Consider the following 16991-nt stretch of genomic DNA (forward strand, 5'->3'; position numbering starts at 1 on the left):
GTCAGAACCGGGCGCGGATGCCGGCATAGGCGCTTCGTCCAAGCGCGCCGTAGCGGCGCGCCGTCTCGTAATGATCGTCGAACAGATTCTCGACCCGGGCGTAGACGCTGACGCGGGCGGAGGCCGGCAGCTCGATCCGCGCATCGACGATCGTGTAGGCATCGTTGCGGAACGGCGTGACGGTGGCGCTGGTCCGCGCCGTGTCCCATGTCCCGCCGGCGTGGCGCACGGCGAGGCTCGCCTCGGCCCCCGGCCGCCATCCATAAGCGATGCTGCCGTTGGCGAGATGCCGCGGCTGGCGCGCCAGCTGGTTGCCGTCGTTGAGCCCGCCCGATCGGTCTTCGGCCGCGATCCAGCTATAGTTCGCGTCGGCACGGAAGCCGCCGAGCCGCAGCGCGCCGCTCAGTTCGACGCCCTCCGCCGCGCTCTTCTGGACATTGGCATAATAGCCCGCCCGCGGCGTGGTCGTGCCGGGGGTGAAGCAGAGCGGCGGGCGGTTGGCGGTCGGGCAGCCGGAATAGACGATCAGATTGCGCGTCGTTCGGTCGAACCAGGTCGCGCTCAGGGTTACAAGCTCGCCGAGAAGGCGCTGTTCGATGCCCGCCTCCCAGCCGCGCGCTTTCTCCGGCTGCAGCGCGTCATTCCCATATTCGCTGTAGAGCTGGTACAGGGTCGGCGCCTTGAATCCCTCGCCGTAATTGGCGCGGATTCGGGTGCCGCGATCGCCGATCGACCAGGCGCCGCCGATGCCGAACACGGTGCTGCCGCCGAACCGGTCATGATCGTCGTGGCGCACGCCGCCGGTGACGGTGAGACCGCGAAGCAGTTCGGCGTTCACCTGCGCATACAGGCTGTCGATCCTCGCTTCGGCACGGATCGTCTTGTAGGCGGCATTGCTGTTCGGCGGGGAGGCGGAGCGCATATTCTGCTCCTCCCGCTCGGCGCCGAACACGGCCCCGATCTGCTCCGAGAGGGTCAGACTACCCTGATATTCGTAGCGCCGGCTGCGCCCTTTGGCATCGAAGCTGGTCGGCCGAACGAGCCGTGTCGGATTGACGTTGGTCCGCGCGATCTCCGCCTGACTGAAGGCGATGCGATTGGCGAGGCGGCCGTCGAGCAGCGCGATGTTGGCTGCGCCGTAGCCGGTCCATTCCTCGCTCTCCGAACGCTCCGGACTGTCCGGAACGGTGCCGGCGCTGTCGATCCCCACCCGGCTGCGCCCGTAGGAGCCGCGCAGATCGAGCGACACCGCATCGCTGACCCGCAGGCCGAGCCGACCCGTTCCGCCGGAATTGCGGTAGGGATCGGACTCGTTCCCGCCGTAGCGCGGGCTGATCGCCGAAATGCCCGCGGTGGTGAAGGTGCGTCCGGCGATCCGCCAGTCGAGCGGACCGGTACGGCCGCCGACCGCCGCGCGCGCCTGTGCGGTCTCGCGCGAGCCCCCGGAGACGTCGATCGTCGCCTCCAGCGGACGTTCCGGCGCCGCGGTGGTGACGTTGATCACGCCGCCGATGGCATTGCTGCCCCACAGGATCGATTGCGGCCCGCGCAGGATCTCGACCCGATCGATATCGCCGGTCAGAAGATTGGCCCAATTGTAGCCGCCGCCGGTCGACGAAGCATCGGCGAGCTTGACCCCGTCGACGACGAGGACGCTCTGATCGCTGTCGGCGCCGCGGATGCGGATCGATGTCGACGTGCCATAGCCGCCGTTGCGGACGATGCTGATGCCGGGCGTGCGAACCAGGATGTCGGAGACGATCGGCGCCTGCGTCCGGTCGATCTCCTCGCGGGTCAGCACGGTGACCGAGGCGGCAACGCGCTCGGCCGCCACCGGCGCGCGCAGGGCAGTGACGACGATTCCGTCTGCTGCCGCCTCGGCTGCAGCGTCGATGTCCGCGCCAAACGCCGGCGCGGAGATGATGGCAATGGTGGAAACGAAAACGTGAAGCTTCATCCTTGGACCCCCGATCGTGACGACGACCGCAGGCACGGCAGCGAGGATGAACTCGGACGAGCGCGACCTCGCCACCATGACGGCGGCTCTCTGTCGTCGCGCGAGAGATCTCGATCGTCCGGAACACCCTGTCCGGTCGAAGGACGACTGCGACGGGCAGGTCTCCTGGCTCGCGGGTCAGTGCCGGTCCGGACCGCCTTCTCGGGATCTTTCGATCCCAATGGCATGTGGCCCAGTGGCTCGCCGCTCACAGTTGCAGGGGCAGCCGGGGTCTTGAACCCCGTTCCCTTTTCATCCCCTCGCGGGGAACCTGTCGCACGCGGGTCTCTACGGGCGGTGGGTCAGGCGATCAAGTGAAAGAAGCTGCCGGTGACCAGGCCGACACGATGGCCGGCCGCGCCGAGCGCGGTGCCGGCCGCGTCGGCAATGTCGGCGAACGGCTCCGCGTCCCCATCGGCCGCCCTCTCGGTCGCATAATGATATTCGTGGCCGAACAAGGTCCGCCCGGCCTCGGCGAAGGTCGTGTCACGCCGCAGGACGGCGCGGCGATAGCCGAGCGAGAGCTTGCGGGTGGCGAAGCTGGTGTCGACCGGAAGCAGGCCGGCCATCTCGTGATGGACGCCGTCTGCATCCTCGAGGCTGCGCCCGAGTACCATGTAGCCGCCGCATTCGCCATGGACCGGGCGGGTTGCGGAGAAGCGTGTCAGCCCGTCGAGGAAGCGCCGATTGGCCGCGAGACGGCCGGCATGAAGCTCGGGATATCCGCCTGGCAGCCAGCAACTGTCGCACTCCGCGTCCGGCGCTTCGTCGGCCAACGGCGAGAAGAACCGGATCTCCGCTCCTCCGTCCCGCCACCACCGCAGCATGTGCGGATAGAAGAAGGCGAACGCCTCGTCACGCGCGACGGCGATGCGCTGGCCGGGCGGACGGAGCCTCGCAGCCGGCAGCGGCGCCGTCGCCGTCGCTCCGGCGGCGGCGAAGATCGCGTCGAGATCGCATTGCGCCGCGATCCGCTCCGCCACGACGTCGATGCGGGCGTCGAGATCGGCTTGTTCGCCCGCCTGCACCAGCCCGAGATGGCGCGAGGGCAGGCTGAACCTTTCGTCCGGCGCCAATGCGCCGAGAAGCGGAAGGCCGATCCGCGCGAGCCCGTCCTCGATCATCGACTTGTGCCTGGCGCTCGCGACGCGGTTGGCGATAATTCCGGCGATGCGCGGCGCGCCGGGGAAGGTCGCGCAGCCATGCGCCACCGCGGCGATGGTCTGGGCGGCGCCCGACGCGTCGATCACCAGCAGTACCGGCCAGCCGAGGGCGTTGGCGACATCGGCCGAGGCGCCGGATCGTCCTTCCGCCCGGGCGCCGTCATACAGGCCCATCGCCCCTTCGCCGATGACCAGATCGGCTCCGGACGCGATCCCGGCACCAAGGCCGCGGAGCAGATCGGGGGTCATGGCAAAGCCGTCGAGATTGATCGACTGGCGCCCGGTCGCGACGGCGTGGAAGGCCGGATCGATATAGTCCGGCCCGCTCTTGGCGCCGTGGACGACCCGTCCGCGATGCGCGAAGGCGCGTTGCAGGCCGATGGTGAGGATCGTTTTGCCCGATCCGGACCGCGGCGCCGCGACGATCAGCCCGCGGCCGAGCGCCGGCGCTACGTTCAAAATTCGATGCCCTTCTGCGCCTTCACGCCCGATCGGAACGGATGCTTCACCTGCACCATCTCGGTGACCAAGTCGGCCGCCTCGATCAGCGCATCCGGCGCGTTGCGGCCGGTGACGATGACGTGCTTCATCGCCGGCCGGTCGACGAGTCCGGCGACAACTTCCTCGACCGGCAGATATTCGTAGCGCAGCACGATGTTGAGCTCGTCGGCGAGCACCATGTCGTAGGCGGGGTCGCGGACCATGCGCAGCACTTCCTCCCAGCCCTGCCGCGCCCATTCGATGTCGCGGGCCCGGTCCTGGGTGTCCCAGGTGAAGCCCTCGCCCATCACCTTGTGCTCCACCTGCCCGGGGAACGCGGCGTAGACCGCCTTCTCGCCGGTTGCCCAGCTGCCCTTGATGAATTGGACGATGCCGATCTTCATCCCGTGCCCGATCGCCCGCGCCACCAGCCCGAAGGCGGCCGTCGACTTGCCCTTGCCCTTGCCGGTGTGGACGATCAGCAGGCCTTTTTCCTGCGTCTTGTCGGCCATGATCTTGGCCTTCGCCGCCTGGCGCTTCTTCGCTTTCTCGTTGTGCCGCGCATTGAGCGCCTCGTCCGAACTCGTCACATGTCGCTTTCTGGCTGGAGCTGGCCGGAGGCCGGGGAGGCGGCGTATAGCGACGCCGCGCGCGGGCTCAAGGTGGGGCGGGGGCGCCGGACTCGCCTGGTTCGATCCCTTCTTCCTGTTCACTCCCCCTCGATCGTGGGCGGCTGGGTGGGGGTGGACTCAAGACCTTGGCGGGACGCCGGGTCGCCCTTAGTGATCGGGACCCGGGATCGAGCCGGTGCGGGAGCCGAGGGAGGGATGGTGTTCGAAGCAGGGAGCGGCGTCCCGGGTCCGCCGGGTCTGAACCGAACCGCAGGGTGATGAAGTCCGTCCCGGCCGCTCGTGCCCGGCCCAGCCGCCTCCTAATCGCCACCTGGGACGGTGCCGGCAATCTGCCGCCCGAACGCACGCTCGTTCGCGAACTCGTCCGCCGCGGGCACGAAGTGCATGTCGTGAGCCACGATTCGGCGGTCGACCGCTTCCGATGCGACGGCGCGATCGTCCATCGCTACGAGAATGCGGACCAGGTGACCGCCGCGCAGCCTTTCCCGCGCGACCGCGAGTTCGCGATGCTGAGCGCGCAGGTTTTCGAATCCGAGGCGCTCGCCGCCGATCTCGTCGCTGTGACGCATGCCATCGAGCCGGATGCGTGCCTCGTCGATTTCATGCTGCTGCGCGGCCTGGCGCGGCTGCTGGAAGAAGACGTTCCGGTCGGCGTCCTGTATCACAGCATGTTCCTGGATGCGCTGCTCGGGCGGCTCGACTCGGCCTGGCGCCGGTCCGGCGGCGCGTTTGCCGGCCGCTCGCTCGCCGAAACCTTCGATCGGCTGCCGCTCGTTCTGGTGTTCAGCTATCGGCAGCTTGCCGATCGCGCGCCGGCGGAGACCGTGCAATTCGTCGGTCCGATCCGCGCGCCCGCGACCGAGCAATCGGGCGCGAGAGGGGACGGCGAGCCCTTCATTCTCACCAGCCTCAGCACCGGGTTCATGGATCAGGCGGATCTGCTGCAGACGATCGTCGACGCGGCGGCGGAACTCCCTGCCCGCATGCTGGTGACGACCGGGCCGAGTCTCGATCCGTCCGCTTTCCGGGTCTCGCCCAATGTCGAGTTGCGGACGTTCGTGGCGCATGACGAGGTCCTGCCGGGCGCCGATCTCGTCATCACCCATGGCGGGCATGGAACGATTGCCGCGGCGGTCGGGGCGGGTGTGCCCCTTCTCTGCATCCCCTGCGGCCGCGATCAGCCTTTGGTCGCCGCACAGCTGGCGCAACTGGGCCTTGCGGTCGTGCTGCCGCGCGAAGCCGGGCCGGCGCAGATCCGTTCGGCAATCGAGCGCCTGCTTGGCGATGCCGATGCGAAGCTCAGGTCCCGATCTTTCGCCGCCGGTCTCGATCCATTCGGCGACGTCGGGCAGGCTGCAGACCTGGTGGAGCGGCTGGCCGTTCGCGGCTGACGACCATCGACGGCCCTTTGCCACCGCTGCCGCCGCTGATCCTGGATGTTGCGCAATCGCGCGTAGGCCTTCTACAAATCGCAGGACAGTCATTCGCTACCACGGGGGGAAACGATGCGGATTTGGTCGATCGCTGGCGCAATCATTCTGGCGATGGCGGGCACGATGCCGGCCCGCGCGCAAAGCGATTTCGAGAGCGAGGTGCTGCGCCGGCTGGAACGGCTGGAGCGCCGGATGGACGATCTCGAGCGCGGCAATCGCCGCGGTTCAGGCGGCGATTATTCGCGCCGGGAGCAAGAAGGCCCACGGAATGAAGTCGTCGCAGCGGTGAGCCTGCTGTGCGGCGCCAATTGCGGGATGGCCGCGCAGAGCTATTGCCGCTCCACCGGCTTCCGCAACGGAGTCGCGGTCACGATCGAGAAGCGCGGCGCGTTCGATCACGTCACCCGGGCTCGCTGCTTCAACTGAGGCGGGAGGGAGGCCGACCCTCGGCCCGATCAGCGCTTCGCGCGCGGGCCGGGACTCGCCAGCGCTTCGCACAGGCGATCGGTCGCAAGCGCTACCCGGGATTCCGTGGTGGTGCGGTTGGCCGGGCTGTTCTGTACCTCGCGCGTTTCCGTGTTGAAGGCGAGCAGGGTTCCTGCGCGCTGGTCCGGACAGAGGCTGAGATAGGCACGGAAACCGTTCTGGTCGCCATTGTGCCCGATGAGCCGAACAGGGCCGGACTGGTCCACGAAGAACGACAGGCCGCTCTGCGTCGTCGTCGCCATCCGGCCCTGCGTAAAGTCCTCGCCGGCTGCGATCTGCGGCCGCCACATCTCGTCCAGCGAGGCCCGTTTCAGCACCAGATCATAGTCGGTGGCGCGGGCCGGGTCGCCGAGCAGGAAGGCGACATATTTCGCCATGTCCGTCATCGGCGCGTTGAGCCCGCCGTTCGACACGGTGATGCCGGTGTCGACGTCGAACGGCGCCGCCATCCGCTTGCCGCCGCGGATGTAATAAGAGTGTGCGCGATGGCGCAGCAGATGCGGCGGGGTCCGGTCGAAATAGCTGGCGTGCATGCCGAGCGGCTTCAAAATGTTCTTGTCGACATAGACTTCGAAATCCTCGCCGGTGAGCCGCTCGATCACCTGCCCGAGATAGACGATGCCGGGATTGGAGTAAGCGAAGCGCGTGCCGGGGCGGAATTTCACTTCGGTATAGGGCAGCATCGCGGCGAGCTGCGCCCAGCTTTGCGGTTCGAACGGCTGCCAGTCCTGGTCACGCCAGCGCCAGGTGGCGCCGCCGAACCCCGCGCTGTGGCTCATCAGCTGCCGCAGGGTGATCTTGTCGGTGTCGCCGAACGGGTTACGCACGGCGGTAAGCTCGGGCACGGTGCGGACGATCGGATCGTCGAGCGTCAGCAGCCCGCGATCGCGCAATTGCAGGATGGCGATCCCCGTCATCGTCTTGGTGATCGAGGCCCAGTGATAGATGGTGTCGGCATCGACCGGGACATGCGCGTCCGCATCCTGCTGGCCGAGATGGTCGGCAACCACGATCCGGCCATCGCGCACGACGTAGAAGCTGCTTCCGGCAATCCCGGACCGGCGCATCTCGGCGCGATGAAGCGCACGGAAGCCGGCAAGCGCCCCTTCGAACGTGACGGGCTCGGCGGCGGCCGCACCGCAGGCGTGGCACAGCGCGAGGACGGCAAGGCCGGCGCGCCTAAGCTTCAGCGCCGTCACTGGTCCCGAGCGCCGGATTGCGATTTCAGATAGGCGATCATGTCGGCGCGATCGAGCGGGTCGTCGAAGCCGGCAAAGGCCATCTTGGTTCCGGGCGCGACCTTCGACGGTGCGGCCAGCCAGGCGTCGAGCCGCTTTGGGTCCCAAATGCCGCCGAGTGATTTGAGGGCGTGGGTATAGCCGTAGGTCGGGTCGGCGGCGATCGGTCGGCCGAACACGGCGTACCGGTTCGGCCCGGCCCCATTCGGCGCGCCTTGCCCGATCGTGTGACACGCCATGCACTGGCGGAACAGGCGGCCGCCGGCCGCGGGGCTCGCCACCGCCATCAATCTCTCGAGCGAGGGTTGCGGGCCGGCGGCGTTGCGCCGGGCCTCGCGATCGTCGTTGGAACAGGCGGCCAGGGCTGCCGACACGGCGAGGAGAGCGGGGTGGTAGCGCAGGCGCTTGCGGCGCCGGTTCCGGATCGTGAGCCCTGAGCTGTCGGCCATGATGATGTGATGAGATCCTCTCCGAACCGTGTCGCAGCAGTCCGCGAAAAGCCGCGTCCGAGTCAAGCATGGCGCCTCTCCGGAGGCCTCTAGAAGTCGACCGCCAACCGGGCGACGACCTGGCGTCCTTGGGTGTAGACGAAGGCGTTGTCCCCGGCCATTTCCCACCCATAAGCATCGAACAGATTGGTGGCCTGGAGGCGCAGGACGGCGGGCGCGCCGGCAAGGCTGATCCGGTGTCGAATTCCGAGATCGAGCGTCGTGTAGGCCGCGACGCGCACGCGATTGCGCGCGTCGCCGACATTGGGGCCGATATGCTCGACGGCCAGATCGATGGAGGTGGGCGACGACGGTAGGCGCCAGTCGGCGCTCGCGATCACTTTGCGCGACGGCACGTCTACCGGGCGATTGCCGATCGCGCCCGACAGGACCTCCTCTCCCGACAAGCGCGCCCGGAGCAAGGTGCCGCCGGCAACCAGCGTCAGGCCCGGGAATGGGGAGCCGGTCAGCGACGCTTCGAGACCGCGGTGCCGCACCACGCCGAGCTGTCGGAACACGCTGAGTCGGTCGACGCCATAATAAGGGCGCCGGATTTCGAAGGCGCCTGCGATCAGGGCGAGAGGCCCCAGGCCGATCTTCACGCCGGCATCGAACTGGCGCGTCCGCAGCGCGGGCGGCGCCTCGTCGCGGTTGACCGCGATCTCGGGGGCGACGTCGCTTTCCTCCAGGCCCCGCGTGGTGCTGGCGAAGACCGAGATCCGGCGGCTGATCGTGCCGCTGGCCGCGAGGTTGAACAGCCATGGTTCGTCGCGCGAGACCGGCCGTGGCCCGGTCGCAGTTGTCACGGCCTTGCGGTACGAGATTTTCTGAAGACCGCCGCTGACCTGCCCGACTCCACGGATCCTCGCCTGGTAGCCGAGCCCCAGCGACCATTGCCGCACCCGGTCGTCGGATTGGGACGCGAATATGAAACCCGGCCGTTCGACGTAGAGCGGGTCGCCGAACGGAGCCGGGGTCAATTCCAGCCGCTGCGCGCCGCCATAACGCCGCGCCTGCCGACGCCCCCGTGCGACGACCTGGATCCGGTGATCGAACCGGCCGGTCGAGAATTCGCGCGCAATGCCGAGCTCTCCGCTGGTCGAGGCGGCGTTCCGGCCGGGATAGGCGCTGACGACTCGGCCGGCCGCCTCGCCTGGCGCTGCCGCCCGGAGGAACACGCTATGTCCTTCCAGGATCGTGTTCACCGATCTGAACACACCGCCGCGGATGCTGAAGCCGCCGATGCTGGTCCGGCCGATGGCTCCATAATTGAAGCGTTCGGTTTCGACATCGGCCCATGGCTGGCCGAGGAATCGGCGCCGGACCAGCCGCGGCGGCGTTGCGCTTCCATCGCCGATGATGATCGGGAAGATGTCCTCGTCGACGATGCGGGTGCGACTCCAGAACATTTTCATGTCGGTCTGCGGCGCTGGTCGCCAGTGCGCGATCGCAGCGATGTTGGTGATGTCGGCATTGTTGCCCGAGGCATATTCGCTGTGGCTCCGGCTGAATCCCCCGCCGATGCCGAGGCTCTCGGCCAGCGGCAGGGCCGCGTCGATCTCGACGAGCGCCCCGCCGAAGCTGTTCATCTGTGCGACCGTGCTGATCCTGGCGGCGTTGCCCGGTGTGCGCAGCCGGTAGTCTACGATCCCCGAGGGCGCCGGGAAGGCATGATCGGCGGCGGACGGACCAACCCTGATGCGGTTTCCCTCCACCAGTCGGTGGGAGAAATCGGCCTGACGATCGATGAAGATGCCTTCCACCCGGACGTTGCCGGCGTCGATGGGAGAGAAGCCGCGCACGTCGAACGGACCGTAGAGGCCGAGGTCCTCGCCACCATCGTTGGAGCCGAACGCGTCTTCGGCGTCCGCGATGGCATTGTCGTCGGCGCGTTGGGCGAGCGCCGGAAGCGGGATCAGGAACAAGGCAAGCGTGCAGGTCGCAGCGAGACGCATCATCGGGACTCCAAATCGGTCGCCGGGGCCCGGCGATAAGCGCGATGGACGATCCAGACTCCGGCGAGCGTCGCTGCGCCGCCGAGGATCGTGGTCGGTGGGGGGACGTGGCCGTTGATCGGAATGGCCAACACGGTCGCCAGCGGCGCCATCAGAAACAAGAAATTGGCGGCTCTCGACGCGCCGAGGCCGGCAAGCGCCACCATCCAGCACGCATAGCCGAGCACGCCCGCGCCGAGCGCCAGAAAGGCGATCGCCGCGATCGCCTGCGGCGCCGCGGCAGCTTGCCTCAGCCCTGTCGGCAGCCACGGCGCCAGAAGCAGGGCGCCAACGATCAGAGGCCAGCCGGCCGCCTTGGCAGCCCCGTAGCGGCAAGCGAGCGGCCGCTGCAGAACGAAGGTCGTGCCCGAACATGCCGCCGCCAGGAGCACGAGCAGTGCTCCCGGGCCGAGGTGCGTTTCACCCGGCATTCCCAGCGAGATGATCCCTGTTCCGACGAGGCCGAGCAAAGTCCCGCTGAGGGTGAACACTCCACCGCGCTCTTGCCGAAGCACCCAGGCAAGGCCCGCCGCGAACACCGTCTGTGTGGCGACGATGAAGCTTGCAGCGCCGGGGGAAATCGCGCTGCCCAAGATTGAGGAGGAGATTGTAGAGCGCGATACCGAGCATTCCGCAGGCGACGACGCGGGCAAGGTCCGCACGCTGCGGCAGCCCTCGGGCGCGGCACGCGAGCCAGCAGGCCGCAACTCCGCCGGCAACGGCGAAGCGCGTCGCGGCAAGGGCAGCCGGATCGACGTACCGCAACCCGACGGCAATCGCCGGGAATGCGCTCGCCCACAGGAGGATCGTGGCCAAAGCGGCTGCATATGCGGCGCGGGAGGGGGCGACATCGGGTGGCACGGGCGCACTCTGCCGCCGCGGGCAGCCTTGACATAGGAAGCTGTTCGGCAGTCAGCTGTGCACATGGATCACAGCTTGCCAAGCATTCCGTCGCTCGAGGCGCTTCGCGCGGTGCTCGCCGCCGGGCGGACCGGCTCGTTCACCGATGCGGCCGAAGCGCTGGGGGTGACGCATGGCGCGGTCAGCCGGCGCGTCGCCGCCGTCGAAGCCTGGCTCGGCTCGGCCGTCTTCGAGCGTCACGGGCGAGGAGTCAGGCTAACTCCCGCGGGCCAGCGGTTCACCCGGCAGGTCGAGCAGGCACTGGAATCGATCGAGCGAACTTCGGAGCGGTGGCGTCCCCGCCATGGCCGGGCGACGCTCCGGCTGAGCGTCGTCCCGTCCTTCGCGAAGCTCTGGCTGCTGCCGCGCTTCCCGGCCCTGCTCCGATCTGTCCCCGACGTCCGGGTCATTCTGTCCGTCGAGCACCGCGCGGTCGATCTCGACGCCCGCGAAGCCGACATCGTCGTGCGCTATGGCCGCGGCGACTGGCCGGGCTTGCACGTTCGGCGGCTGTTCGGGGAGACGCTGCTGCCGGTGGCCTCACCGGCGTTGCTGCAGGAGGCCGGCCCGATCCTCGGCATCGACGATCTCGCGCGTTGTCCGTTGATCCACGATTCCGACAGCAGCCAGTGGCGGGCCTGGCTCGCCGAAGTCTCGGTTCCGTATCGCCCAAGGCCGGACGACCGCCGGTTCGAGGATTACGACATCGTCCTCGCAGCGGCGGAAAGCGGTCTCGGACTGGCGCTCCTCCGGCTGCCGCTCGCGCAGGCGTGGCTGGACAGCGGCAGACTCGTCGCCGTGAGCGACCGCGCCCGCGCCAATCCCCTCTCGCACTTCGTCGCCTGCCGCTCGGATGAGAGGCGCGGTGCGGTGCTCGATTGCGTCGACGCATTGTGCCGGCTGGCGGACGGGCATGATCCCTCGGGCCCGGCGCCGTCTTCGGGCGCCGCGCTGTGACCTCGGCCTGCGCCACTCGGTCCCTCCAGAGCTATCGACCCTGCCAATAATCCTGGACTTTGCGGGCGTCGAAGCGGATGTCGTTGAACGCGGCCTCGTAGCGCTCCCCGAGTGGCGACTGGCTGGCGAATCCGACCGAAACGGGAATGGCCTCGTCGAGCGGGACATCGCGCAGGATCTGCCAGTCCGCGCCGTCGGCCGAGGTGTAGAGCAGGATCGAGCCGCCGGAGCGGGCGACTTTCAGCCACATGGCTGGCATGGCCGGCGCCACCCGGACGTGATAGGCGCCGTCGCTGACCGGCGCCGCGGAGGCGGACGTCACCGCATTGGTGGTCCCGTTGATCCGCTCGAACAACAATTTCACCCAGCGCTCCGCCCCGGCGTACACGACCAGGGCGCCGCCCTCGTAATCCGCGGCATGCGGCCGGTCGACACGCGCCGAGAAGATGAAGTCCCCCTTCGGCGCGAAGGTCACGCGCGGGGCGGTGTCGGCGCGCGGGCCCTTGGCGGGGCTGTAGAGATCGCTACCCTTGAGAGAGGTCAGCAATACTGCGTCGCGCGTAACCTCGGCGCCGCTCGAAGCCTTGGAGAGGGTGAGCGGGTAGGGGATTGCGGCCAGCCGGCCGGACAACGGCTCGGCTGCGGCCGCGCCGCCGAAGGTGGCGGCGAGCGCGAGGGCCGTAAGGATCACGAAGCGCATCTGTGTGTGTCTCCCCCCGAGGATGAGGCCGGCGGTGTAGGCGCCCGCCGCACCGCTCGGCAACCCTCCGGGCCGTAGCTCCGTCCGGGAGACGGGGCACGGCGGTGATCCTGCGAAGCGTTGAAGGGGATGACTGGCCAGCGGCGGGGTCGCCGCGGTATGCGGAAACATGACCATGCCGACCGATGACCAGCTCGCCACCCTCGGCGCGGCGTTCGATGCATTCGCCCGCCGCTACAAGCTCGCCGACGCGCTGGGTTCGGACAAGCCGCTCAACGAACTCGACAAGCAGACCTTGCTCTACGTGGCGGAGCATTCCGAGTGCGGACCGACCGACGTCGCCCGCTTTCTGGGCGTCCCCAACACGACGATCTCCTCGTCCACCGATCGTCTCGTCAAGCGCGGCCTGATCGAACGCCACCGCCCGGAGGCGGATCGCCGCGCGGTCGCGCTGCGCCTCTCCGCGGCCGGCAAGGCGCGGGCGGACGGCTTCGCGGCCGCACATCTGGAGCTGTACCGGAGGATGCTCGCGCCGCTGTCGGCCGAGGAGCGGACACGCTTCATCGCAATGATCACGAAAATCGTATCACACGCGGATTGAATAGTACGAAAATCGCAGTATTTGGGGTGCGAGCGCGGAAGGCGCGTTCCCACCGCAAGGAGCGACGATGGCGATCAGGATCAATGGCCAGGAGGTCGCCGCGCCGCAGGATGCGCGAGTCTCGCTGCTCGATCTGCTGCGCGAGCAGCTTCATCTCACCGGCACCAAGGTCGGCTGCAACCAGGGCGCGTGCGGCGCATGCACCGTGCTCGTCGACGGCGCGCGGGTCCTCTCCTGCCTGACCCTGGCCGCACAGGCCGACGGGCGATCGGTCACGACCATCGAAGGGCTTGGCAGCGCCGAGGCGCCGCATCCGCTGCAAAGCGCGTTCATCGCGCATGACGGCTTCCAGTGCGGCTATTGCACGCCCGGCCAGATCTGCGCGGCGGCGGCGATGCTGCGCGAGATCGCTGCGGGCGTACCGAGCTACGTCACCGCCGACCTGACCGCACCCGCGCTCCCGACGCGCGACGAGATACGCGAGCGGATGAGCGGCAATCTGTGCCGTTGCGGTGCCCATAACGGTATCGTCGACGCGATCCTGCGGGTTGCGGAGGAGCAGGCGGCATGAACCCGGTCACCTATCATCGCGCAGCGTCGGTGGCGCAGGCGCTCGAAAGCAGCGCCGCGCCGGGACACAGGCTGCTCGGCGGCGGGACCAACCTCGTCGATCTGATGCGCAAGGGGATCGAACGGCCGACTGGCCTGATCGACGTCACCCAGCTGTCGGAGACGATCGCGTTGGCGGAGGATGGATCGCTCCTCGTGGGTGCCGCCGCCCGCAACAGCGCAGTCGCGGCCCATCCACTGGTCCGCAGCCGAACGCCGATGCTCGCCCGTGCGATCCTCGCGGGCGCCTCGGCGCAGGTCCGCAACATGGCCACGATCGGCGGCAATCTGATGCAGCGCACCCGCTGCCTCTATTTCCAGGATGAGGCCGGATCCCGCTGCAACAAGCGCGATCCGGGCAGCGGCTGCGACGCCTATGGGGGGTTCAACCGTTATCATGCGGTCATCGGCGGTTCGCCCGCCTGCATCGCCGTCCACCCGTCCGACATGTGCGTCGCGCTTGCCGCCTTCGACGCGCGGGTCCGGGTGGCCGGCGCCTCCGGCACCCGCGCGATTGCCCTCGTCGACTTCCATCGTCTGCCCGGCGACCGTCCCGATCTCGAGACGCTGCTGGAGCCCGGCGAAGTGATCGAGGCGGTCGAGATTCCCGCATTCGCGGGACCCTCCGCTTACCGCAAGGTGCGCGACCGGGCGAGCTATGCGTTCGCCCTGGTCTCGGTCGCGGCGGGCCTGGTGATCGAGGAAGGCCGGGTTGCCGACATCCGCATCGCCTTCGGTGGCATCGCGCCGAAACCCTGGCGTGCGTTCCGGGCCGAGGCCGCCTTGCGCGGCGCGGCCGTCACGCAGGCGGCGATCGACGCCGCCATGGCCGCCGAGTTCGCAGACGCCGCGCCGCTTCCCGGCAACGCCTTCAAGATCGACCTGGCCGGGCGCACCTTAAGCGCCCTTCTTGCCGAATTGAGCGGGAGCGACCGATGAGCAGGATGCAGAATGCCGTCATTGCGTCGGTCAAGACGGCGCTTGGCTGGGTGCCGGCGCAATGGCTGCCCGGCGGCACTCCGGATCCGCTGATCGGGCGCAGCGCCGCGATCGGGCGGCAAGACAATCGTCTCGACGGTCCAGCCAAGGTCGGCGGCCTGGCGCGCTTCTCCGCCGAAGTGCCGCTGCAGCGGCTGTCCTATGCGGCGCTGGTCTACTCCAGCATTGTGCGCGGCCGGATCACGCGCCTCGACACCGCGGCGGCGGAAGCCACGCCGGGCGTGATCCTGGTGATGACCCATCGCAACATGCCCCGCATCGGCCTCGTGCCGCTGATCGGAGTCACCGATCTCTCGGCGGTCGGCAACAGCAGCCTGCCGATCCTCCAGGATGCGACCATTCGCTATAACGGTCAGGTCGTCGCTGCGGTGGTCGCCGAAACGCAGGAGCAGGCCGATCATGCTGCGTCGCTGATCGAGATCGACTATGCGGCAGAACCTGGCAAGACCCGGTTCGAAGAGGCCAAGACCGATGCGCGGACTCCGGCATCGATCCTGATCGAGAAGAACCACGTGTCCGTCGGCAATGCCGAGCGCGAGCTCGCCGCCGCGGCGCACCGCGTCGACAATGTCTACCGGACGCCGGGCCAGAACCACAATGCGATCGAGCTCCACGCCGTCACGGTCGCCTGGGACGGCGACTCGCTGGTCGTCCACGACACCATTCAGATGGTCGCCTCCAGCGCCAAGGCGCTCGCCAAATTGTTCGGTCTCAAGAAGGACAAGGTGCGAGTCCTTTCGCCGTTCGTCGGCGGGGGCTTCGGCGGCAAGGGGCTGTGGGATCACCAGGTGGTCGCCGTAGCGGCGGCGAAGCTGGCCGGACGGCCCCTGCGCCTGGTCCTCAGCCGCGAGGGCGTCTACCGCATCGTCGGCGGTCGCAGTCCGTCCGAGCAGCGCGTCGCGCTCGGCGCCGACGCCGACGGCCGCTTCACGGCGATCGTCCACACCGGCTATTCGATCATGCCGCCGCACGGCGCGTGCCCTGAACAATATAGCCTGTGTACCCGCGCACTCTATCGCTCGAAAAGCTTCGAGATCCTCCAGCGCCACCTCGATCTCGATATCGTGCCCAACACCTATATGCGCGCGCCCGGCGAGGCGATCGGCACCTTTGCGGTCGAATGCGCAGTCGACGAACTCGCGCATGAAATGGGTATCGATCCGATCGAGCTGCGGCGCCGCAACGAGCCGGATCGCCATCCCATCCACGGATCTCCATTCTCGCAGCGCGCGCTTATCCAGGCCTATGAACAGGGCGCGGCGCGGTTCGGCTGGGTTCGGCGGCAGGCGGAGCCCGGCACGCTCCGCGATGGCGAATGGCGCATCGGCCTCGGCTGTGCGAGCGGCAGCTTCCCTTATGCCCGCATGCCCGGCGCCAATGTCCGCCTGACCCTGCGCAGCGACGGATCGGCGACGATCGCCAGCTCGGCGCAGGAAATGGGCATGGGCACCGCGACCGTGCAGGTCCAGCACGCAGCCGACCGGCTCGGCCTGCCGGTCGAGGCGATCGGCTTCGAGCTCGGCGATTCCGCACTCCCGGCGGGGCCGATGGCGGGCGGATCTTCGCAGACGGTGTCGCTGGCCGCGGCGATCATGGCGGCGTCGGAAAAGCTCACCGCCGAGCTGCTTCGCCTCGCCGGCAATGATTCTCCGCTCGCCGGCCTTCGCGCCGGCGACGTCCGCCTCCTCGATGGCGGCATCGGCGCGATCGAGGATCCTTCGCGCCATGAAAGCTACCGCTCGATCCTCGCCCGCGCGGCACGGGACGAGATCGTCGTCGACGCCGCCGGCAGCGCCCCGCTCGAAATGCTGAAATTCGCGATGCACAGCTCGTCGGCGATCTTCTGCGAAGTCCGGGTGAGCGATGTTACCGGCGAAATCCGGGTCGAACGAATGCTCGGCTCCTTCGATTGCGGCACGATCCTCAACCCGAAGACCGCCGCCAGCCAGTTCAGGGGTGGGATGATCATGGGTCTGGGTCTGGCACTGACCGAGGAGACCCTGTTCGACGAGCGCAGCGGCAGGATCATGAACGCGACACTCGCCGACTACCACATCCCGGTGCATCTGGACGTGCCCGAGATCGAGGTGATGTGGACCGGCATCGCCGATCCGCGTTCGCCGCTCGGCGCCCGCGGGATCGGCGAGATCGGCATCACCGGGGTCGGCGCAGCAATCGCCAACGCCGTGTTCAACGCGACGGGCAAGCGGGTCCGGGAGCTTCCGATCACGCTCGACAAGCTGCTCTGACCGTCCGCCGGCGACCGGGCGAATTTAAACCGATTGACCTGGGCCGAATAAGCGCGCTTAGCAGAG

The 16991-nt window shown here is 68.5% G+C and carries 16 protein-coding genes and 1 riboswitch; of the genes, 7 read left to right on the plus strand and 9 right to left on the minus strand.

Annotation, left to right across the window (positions count from 1 at the left end; translation table 11 throughout):
• Nucleotide 1 precedes the first annotated feature (1 nt).
• The 3 genes from C7I55_RS17840 to cobO all read right to left on the minus strand — a co-directional run bounded on the left by C7I55_RS17840 (nt 2) and on the right by cobO (nt 4229).
• The gene (locus tag C7I55_RS17840) at nt 2-2035 is read right to left on the minus strand and encodes a TonB-dependent receptor plug domain-containing protein (RefSeq protein WP_233222280.1); all 2034 of its coding nucleotides are present in this window, start codon (nt 2033-2035) and stop codon (nt 2-4) included.
• A 60-nt stretch (nt 2036-2095) separates the two neighbouring features.
• Nucleotides 2096-2286, minus strand: a riboswitch (cobalamin riboswitch).
• 12 nt (nt 2287-2298) lie between these two features.
• Nucleotides 2299-3618, minus strand: a complete 1320-nt coding sequence (locus tag C7I55_RS17845; RefSeq protein ID WP_106514381.1) for a cobyrinate a,c-diamide synthase — start codon at nt 3616-3618, stop codon at nt 2299-2301.
• Nucleotides 3615-4229: a cob(I)yrinic acid a,c-diamide adenosyltransferase gene (gene cobO, locus C7I55_RS17850; protein ID WP_106514382.1), complete on the minus strand. Its 615-nt coding sequence runs from the start codon at nt 4227-4229 to the stop codon at nt 3615-3617. Before cobO ends, C7I55_RS17845 begins: the two co-directional genes overlap by 4 nt.
• Nucleotides 4230-4528: 299 nt before the next feature.
• Between cobO and C7I55_RS17855 the strand changes: the two genes are divergently transcribed.
• Nucleotides 4529-5662: a nucleotide disphospho-sugar-binding domain-containing protein gene (locus C7I55_RS17855; protein WP_106514383.1), complete on the plus strand. Its 1134-nt coding sequence runs from the start codon at nt 4529-4531 to the stop codon at nt 5660-5662.
• A 114-nt stretch (nt 5663-5776) separates the two neighbouring features.
• Nucleotides 5777-6130 carry a hypothetical protein gene (locus tag C7I55_RS17860; protein ID WP_106514384.1) on the plus strand — a complete coding sequence of 118 codons (354 nt, stop codon included), beginning with the start codon at nt 5777-5779 and terminating at the stop codon, nt 6128-6130.
• 29 nt (nt 6131-6159) lie between these two features.
• Here the strand turns inward: C7I55_RS17860 and C7I55_RS17865 are convergent, their stop codons facing one another.
• The 5 genes from C7I55_RS17865 to C7I55_RS29495 form a co-directional block, all read right to left on the minus strand.
• Complete coding sequence (locus tag C7I55_RS17865) at nt 6160-7389, minus strand: serine hydrolase domain-containing protein (protein WP_106514385.1); 1230 nt, start codon at nt 7387-7389, stop codon at nt 6160-6162.
• Nucleotides 7386-7877, minus strand: coding sequence for a c-type cytochrome (locus C7I55_RS17870; RefSeq protein WP_106514386.1), 492 nt, complete (start codon nt 7875-7877; stop codon nt 7386-7388). Before C7I55_RS17870 ends, C7I55_RS17865 begins: the two co-directional genes overlap by 4 nt.
• A gap of 89 nt (nt 7878-7966) precedes the next feature.
• On the minus strand, nt 7967-9874 hold the full coding sequence (locus tag C7I55_RS17875) for a TonB-dependent siderophore receptor (protein WP_106514387.1): 1908 nt from the start codon (nt 9872-9874) through the stop codon (nt 7967-7969).
• Nucleotides 9871-10401, minus strand: coding sequence for a DMT family transporter (locus C7I55_RS17880; RefSeq protein ID WP_158266481.1), 531 nt, complete (start codon nt 10399-10401; stop codon nt 9871-9873). Before C7I55_RS17880 ends, C7I55_RS17875 begins: the two co-directional genes overlap by 4 nt.
• The gene (locus C7I55_RS29495) at nt 10331-10771 is read right to left on the minus strand and encodes an EamA family transporter (RefSeq protein ID WP_408640615.1); all 441 of its coding nucleotides are present in this window, start codon (nt 10769-10771) and stop codon (nt 10331-10333) included. Before C7I55_RS29495 ends, C7I55_RS17880 begins: the two co-directional genes overlap by 71 nt.
• Nucleotides 10772-10846: 75 nt before the next feature.
• Between C7I55_RS29495 and C7I55_RS17890 the strand changes: the two genes are divergently transcribed.
• The gene (locus C7I55_RS17890) at nt 10847-11767 is read left to right on the plus strand and encodes a LysR substrate-binding domain-containing protein (protein ID WP_158266483.1); all 921 of its coding nucleotides are present in this window, start codon (nt 10847-10849) and stop codon (nt 11765-11767) included.
• Nucleotides 11768-11798: 31 nt separating this feature from the next.
• On the opposite strand, the gene C7I55_RS17895 is transcribed toward C7I55_RS17890, so the two are convergent.
• Nucleotides 11799-12467: a DUF1349 domain-containing protein gene (locus C7I55_RS17895; RefSeq protein WP_158266484.1), complete on the minus strand. Its 669-nt coding sequence runs from the start codon at nt 12465-12467 to the stop codon at nt 11799-11801.
• A 175-nt stretch (nt 12468-12642) separates the two neighbouring features.
• On the opposite strand from C7I55_RS17895, the gene C7I55_RS17900 reads away from it, so the two are divergent.
• The 4 genes from C7I55_RS17900 to C7I55_RS17915 all read left to right on the plus strand — a co-directional run bounded on the left by C7I55_RS17900 (nt 12643) and on the right by C7I55_RS17915 (nt 16925).
• A complete protein-coding gene (locus C7I55_RS17900; RefSeq protein WP_233222281.1) occupies nt 12643-13068 on the plus strand; it encodes a MarR family winged helix-turn-helix transcriptional regulator in 426 nt (141 codons plus the stop codon).
• Between the two features lie 67 nt (nt 13069-13135).
• Nucleotides 13136-13639: a (2Fe-2S)-binding protein gene (locus C7I55_RS17905; RefSeq protein ID WP_106514393.1), complete on the plus strand. Its 504-nt coding sequence runs from the start codon at nt 13136-13138 to the stop codon at nt 13637-13639.
• Nucleotides 13636-14616, plus strand: a complete 981-nt coding sequence (locus C7I55_RS17910; RefSeq protein ID WP_106514394.1) for an FAD binding domain-containing protein — start codon at nt 13636-13638, stop codon at nt 14614-14616. The genes C7I55_RS17905 and C7I55_RS17910 overlap by 4 nt, the downstream gene beginning before the upstream one ends.
• Nucleotides 14613-16925: a xanthine dehydrogenase family protein molybdopterin-binding subunit gene (locus C7I55_RS17915; RefSeq protein WP_106514395.1), complete on the plus strand. Its 2313-nt coding sequence runs from the start codon at nt 14613-14615 to the stop codon at nt 16923-16925. The genes C7I55_RS17910 and C7I55_RS17915 overlap by 4 nt, the downstream gene beginning before the upstream one ends.
• The last annotated feature ends 66 nt before the right edge of the window (nt 16926-16991 follow it).

The organism is Allosphingosinicella deserti (assembly GCF_003012735.1).
Taxonomy (GTDB): domain Bacteria; phylum Pseudomonadota; class Alphaproteobacteria; order Sphingomonadales; family Sphingomonadaceae; genus Allosphingosinicella; species Allosphingosinicella deserti.